At 68.3% G+C, this 5236-nt stretch carries 5 protein-coding genes and 1 pseudogene; 4 read left to right on the top strand and 2 right to left on the bottom strand.

Translation table 11 applies throughout. The features are described 5' to 3' along the window. Window positions 1-47 precede the first annotated feature (47 nt). A pseudogene (locus tag P3T39_RS37135) lies at window positions 48-1105 on the bottom strand (IS5 family transposase). Window positions 1106-1425: 320 nt separating this feature from the next. On the opposite strand from P3T39_RS37135, the gene P3T39_RS37130 reads away from it, so the two are divergent. The 4 genes from P3T39_RS37130 (at window position 1426) to P3T39_RS37115 (ending at window position 4485) form a co-directional block, all read left to right on the top strand. Continuing rightward, window positions 1426-2112 carry a hypothetical protein gene (locus tag P3T39_RS37130; protein ID WP_280703744.1) on the top strand — a complete coding sequence of 229 codons (687 nt, stop codon included), beginning with the start codon at window positions 1426-1428 and terminating at the stop codon, window positions 2110-2112. A 368-nt stretch (window positions 2113-2480) separates the two neighbouring features. Further along, window positions 2481-3044: an ATP/GTP-binding protein gene (locus P3T39_RS37125; RefSeq protein ID WP_348534431.1), complete on the top strand. Its 564-nt coding sequence runs from the start codon at window positions 2481-2483 to the stop codon at window positions 3042-3044. A gap of 490 nt (window positions 3045-3534) precedes the next feature. Continuing rightward, window positions 3535-4104 (top strand): hypothetical protein, encoded by a 570-nt coding sequence (locus tag P3T39_RS37120; RefSeq protein ID WP_280703743.1) that lies wholly within the window; start codon window positions 3535-3537, stop codon window positions 4102-4104. Between the two features lie 81 nt (window positions 4105-4185). Beyond that, the gene (locus P3T39_RS37115; protein WP_280703741.1) at window positions 4186-4485 is read left to right on the top strand and encodes a hypothetical protein; all 300 of its coding nucleotides are present in this window, start codon (window positions 4186-4188) and stop codon (window positions 4483-4485) included. Between the two features lie 510 nt (window positions 4486-4995). On the opposite strand, the gene P3T39_RS37110 is transcribed toward P3T39_RS37115, so the two are convergent. Further along, a partial coding sequence (locus tag P3T39_RS37110) for an RICIN domain-containing protein (RefSeq protein ID WP_280703739.1) occupies window positions 4996-5236 on the bottom strand: 241 nt, incomplete at its 5' end.

Here is a 5236-nt window from a genome sequence, read left to right as displayed (position 1 = left end):
TCCCGCCAGTGGGGGTAACCATCGAGCTGATCGTCGGTGAAGTGCGCTCATGGCACTACGAGCCGTGGGTATGGGTGGATCTCACGAGCCCCTAGGGCCTGTGTGATGTTGTGATCAGCCGGCGGTCGGCAGGAGATCATCGAGGCGCGAAGCTGGAGGCCGGCGAGGTAGCTCTCGGGAGTCTTGTCGAACCGGGTGGCGATGCCTCGCCAGGCCTTCAGCCTGTTGATCAGACGCTCGACGGTGTTGCGCTCCTTGTAGAGCTCGGCGTCGTGGCCGACGGACCTGCCGCCCTTGCTGCCCTTCCTCTTCCGGTTGGCGGCCTGGTCCTTCTTCTCCGGGATGACCGCCTTGATGCGGCGCTTGCGCAGGTGGGCGCGGTTGCCGCGGGACGAGTAGGCCTTGTCGCCGGCGACAGCGTCGGGCCGGGTGCGGGGACGGCCGACCGGCACCCGGACCCGCACCTTCTTCAGCACGGGGATGAACTGCGGGCTGTCGGCGGCTTGTCCCTCGGTCAGGACGAATGCCAGCGGGCGGCACTTCCGGTCGCCGGCGCAATGGATCTTGCTGGTCTGTCCGCCTCTGGAGCGTCCGAGCAGGGCGGCTTTCAGTCGGAGCTTGCGCCGGCGCCGGATACGTCGTCGCTCTTCCCGTTCCGGGTCGTCTGCGGCGTCTTGCCCGTCTTGTCCTTCCTGGCCGCCCCCTTTTGCCGGGCCTTCTCCGCCTCGTCGGCGGCCTTCTCCAGGGCAGCCAGAGCGTCGGGATCCAGGTGCATCCCGGCGGCGTCGTGGTGGGCCCGCACAGTGGTGGAGTCCACACTGACCAGCGACAAGTCCACCTCACCCCGCTTTGCGGCCTCCGCGATCAGCCCCTCCAGCAGGGCTCCGAAGACGCCGGCGTCCCTCCAGACCCGGAAGCGACCGTAGATGGTCGACCAGGGACCGAACTCGGAGGGCATCTCCCGCCACTGGGCGCCGGAGCGGAACCGCCAGATCACTCCCTCGAACTGATCCCGCAGCCTCTCGGGGTAGGGGCCGTACTCGCCGATCGGCAAGTACGGCTCGATGAACGTCCACTGCTCGTCAGTGAGTTGCCTACACGTCACACACAGCGTCCTACCGGATTCCGCTTCCGGGCGGACACGAAACCGCAATATTGATCACGACATCACACAGGCCCTAGCCGTCGCGCGGGGCCGGACCGACGGACGGGCGCATCCCCGAGATCAACTCCCTGTAGCCTGCTCGTTCGATCGAACAGTAGCTGATGACGTGATATCAGTACTGGTCTGCTGCGGCAGCAGGAGCCGGCCACACGACAGCGCATGCGGCTCTTCGAGGGGAAGCGCGTCGGGTCATGACAGAACTCATAGGTACGGAGGCGGACTTGAAGAGCGCGATCAATGGTTGAGTCGGAGGAGGAGTCATGACAGGCATGGCCTTTGTGGCGATACCCGGACTGCTGGTTGTCGCCGGTATCGCCGTGATGGTGTGGGTCGTCCTGAGGATGCGGCGACTGCGAGCCGCCTGGGGGAGCGGGATCACGGCCGAAGGGCGGTGCGTCGGCGTTTACGTGGTGACGACGGTCAACTCGCAGAGTGGCACCAGCGGCAGCGCTTGGCATCACATCTACGAATTCACTGGCCCCGACGGGGACCTGCGGCGGTTCAAGGAGGTCAGCGGACCGGCCACCGTCGTGCGCGGCGACCGGGTCGTGATCCGATACCCGGCGGGACGCCCCGACCAGGCCACCGCCATTCCACCCGACGACCAGGCCAAGCAACTACTCATCACCGTGTGCGTACTGGCCTTCCTGACCGTCTTCGTGACGTTCAGTGCCTTCATAGGGCTCAAAGCACACGACATGGCAGATCAGGTGGCAGACAGGAACAAGAGCGAAACCAACCGGAGCCCAGTCCCGCCCGCCGGACAGCCCACCGGCCTTCCGACGGGGCCGCCCTCCGGATGGTCCAACACCCTTCCGACCGGGCCGCCCTCCGGATGGTCCAACACCCTTCCGACCGGGCCGCCCCCTGGCTGGTCCAACACCCTTCCGACCGGGCCGCCCCCTGGCTGGTCCAACAACCTGCCCACTCAGCCGCCCTCCGGTTAAGGGGTGGCCCATCAGATGATGAAAGCCACCGGCATGGTGGTGTCGTAGGGACCCCGACGGGCGGAGGAAGCACCCGGCCAGGCTCGGCGACAGCCCCAGGCGCCTGGCGGACGGCTGCAGCGCCGTCGCGCGGGCTTGGGCCCCGTTCCCAGGCTCTCACCAGAGGCTGTAAATCTGTCGCGCAAGCTACGCAGGTTCGAACCCTGCACCAGCCACAGGATAAACGAATGGCCCCTGATCTGCGGAAACACGGTCAGGGGCCGCTCGCGTACCTAGTAGGGGCTCGCCCTCAGCCTGCCCTTCCAAGCCACTCGGTTCAAAGACAGGCATCGCCGCCCAGGCGACGCGGTCGAGAACCACTCCAGGCGATGGCGATGAACCGTCACGGACATGTAGTCTATGAATCGTCGCAGTTCAGAGCCGGTGTCCGAGCTCCTGCGGTCGGTAAAGTCGACGAGATCCACCGCCTGACCCCGCGCACCACCAACGGTGCCGGCGCCGCCGACTTCCTCAAGGACCTCACCGAGAAGATCCGCGCCACCTTCGTCTACGCCGGCATCGACGTCACCGGCACCCAGCTGTTCACCGGCACCGCCGACGCCCAACTCGCCGGACGCGCCTCCCTGGTCGACTGCGACCCCCTGCCCGCCACCGCGGGCACCACCGCGCCGTTCCGCGACCTGGTCACCGCCATGGAGAACGCCCTCGACCTGCACCACCACCGCCCCGGCACCCTGGCACGCCTGGCCTCCTACCTCCACCAGCGCACCGCCGGACGCATCGGGAGCCTGTCGCAACTGATCCGCCGCGCCGCCATCACCGCCATCCTCGACACCACCGAGAAGATCACCAAGCCCGCCCTCGACGCGATCACCCTGGACCACCTCGCCGAACAGCACTACCGACCCCGTAAACCGGGCCCACGACGATGAACACCACTACCCCTACCCGAACCGCCCCTGCCCGGTCCCGGGCGCAGCCGCAGGACCAACACCACGCGACCACCGGCACACGTCCCGCCTCGGAGCAGCAGCTTGGGCCCGCGACGCTCACGATTCCCGGACCGCCGCCAACGCCGGGCGCCCTGCGGCTGCGGCCGCTGGAACTCGAGAGCACCGCCTCCTACCTGCACCGCCTCGCCGACACCTACCAGCTGACACTCCCCCAGCTCCTGGACGGCCTGCACATCCCCACCACCGGACGTCCCGGAAACGGCGCGGCGACCGGCACCACCGAAATCCAACTCAACGGCACGGCGCAGCACCACCTCGCCGCCTTCAGCCGCATTCCCCTGGCCCACCTGCACCGAGCCATGCCGAGACTGGCCGCCGGCCCCTCCCACTCCCCCGGCACCCGGCACCCGGCACCAACACCCCCACCGCGGCAGGGGCCTGGTATCCGCTGGAGCCGTACGAGCGGCCCGTGCAGGCATGCCCTACCTGCACCCGGCGCAGCACCGCCGGCGCCGCCGACCACGCCCTGGCCTACCTCCCCGGCCACAAGGTCCTCTGCCCGGACCACCACCACTGGAGCACCGGGCCCCGCGACGGCCTCGACGTCCACGCACTGCCCGAACTCGCCCACGCCCAGCGCCACCACCGCCGGCTCCTGCGCCACCCGGGCGCCGCCACTGCCCTGACCTGGGCCCAGAGCGTCACCACCCGCTGGTACGACCAACAGGACTTCCTCGCACCACGCTGGCAACGACGAACGCACCGCCTGCAGAACGCCAACCCCCATGTCGTACCCACCGGGACTTCATGGGCACTGCACGCCGGACCCCTGGTCACCTACCCCGAGACCGTCACCCTCGCCCGGGCCCTCCACCAGGCACGACTCCCCACCCAGCACCGCACCGGACCGGTCCCCGCCAGCCACCCCGCCATCGCCGCGTTCCTCACACGCACCGCCCAGGCCCTCGACCTGCCACGCTTCACACCACCACCTACCGACCTCCTGTGGACATGGATCCACCACCATCCCCGACGATGAACGACGGCCAAGCTCTACGACCTGCGCTCACGCCTCATCCACGGCGGCGGCCTGTCCGAAAAAGACCTCCGCAAGCTCATCATGAGCATCCCCACCGTCCCGGACGACGCAATGTTCGGCGTAGCCCTCGCCTTCGCCGTCGACCGGATGCGCGACCTGGTCCGCCGTTCCTTCCTCGCCCGCCTGTGCCTGGTATCCGGAACAACGCCCCTGTGGCCCTTCGCTCAAAGCACACCCGTCGACGCCGCCCTCGCCGACGACACCACCCGCACCCACTGGCGAACCCACTGGCACGACCAACTCACCGCCCTCGGCACCCCCGCAGCCGCCGACCCCGCAACCCCCGGCGCCGACCCCATCACCCGACGCAGCACTTCATGACACCCAGCAGCTCCTTCTGGAGCTGAAGTTACAACTGCACAGAATCCCGCTCCATCTCACACAATCCGCGATTCCCACCACAACCATGAAGACAAGCAGGCCACCAGCCCGCCGAAGACAGCCGACCGAAGATCAATGATCAAGAAAAGGGGCAGCCAGAACCGCGAAGCCCGAAAGACACTCCCACTCGATCTGCGAAACACCAGCTCACAAACAAGATCAACAAGAGAACCAGCCGCCAGTCACACCGAGCGCCTCACCGAGCTGGGCATGCGCTGGGAGTAGCAGGTGCAGACGCGAGCCGGGGCCGGGCTGTAGCAGCGACCGGCCCCGGGACGCGTACCGTGGGCTCGCCCGCTCAGCGGTGGCCAGTCCTCGGGGTAACGTCAACGAATGCCGCCGAGCGCCCGAACCAGCGCGCGAGGCGCCCCGGGTCGCTGCCCAGCAGGTGGGCAGCGACCCGGGGCGCTGGTGGGGCGAGCGATCCGCGTGAGGGGCGTGGGATAGGCGTCAGGCGATCGTGAACAGCTGGTTGACGGCGCCCGTGCAGGTCCACTGGTCGATGCCCGCCCCGTCGTTGACGCCGGCACCCCAGACATCCAGGCACTTGCCCGCGAAGGTGCGGATCTGGAATTGGCCGTTGCCAACCAGCACCTTCGTGAACTGCTGGTTGGGGGCGCCTGTGCAGGTGTACTGGTCGATGCCGGCCCCGTCGTTGACGCCGGCGCCCCAGACGTCCAGGCACTTGCCC

Origin of the sequence: Kitasatospora sp. GP82 (assembly GCF_029892105.1) — a bacterium.
Classification (GTDB): Bacteria; Actinomycetota; Actinomycetes; order Streptomycetales; family Streptomycetaceae; genus Kitasatospora.
This window is presented reverse-complemented; position numbering and strand designations above follow the sequence as displayed.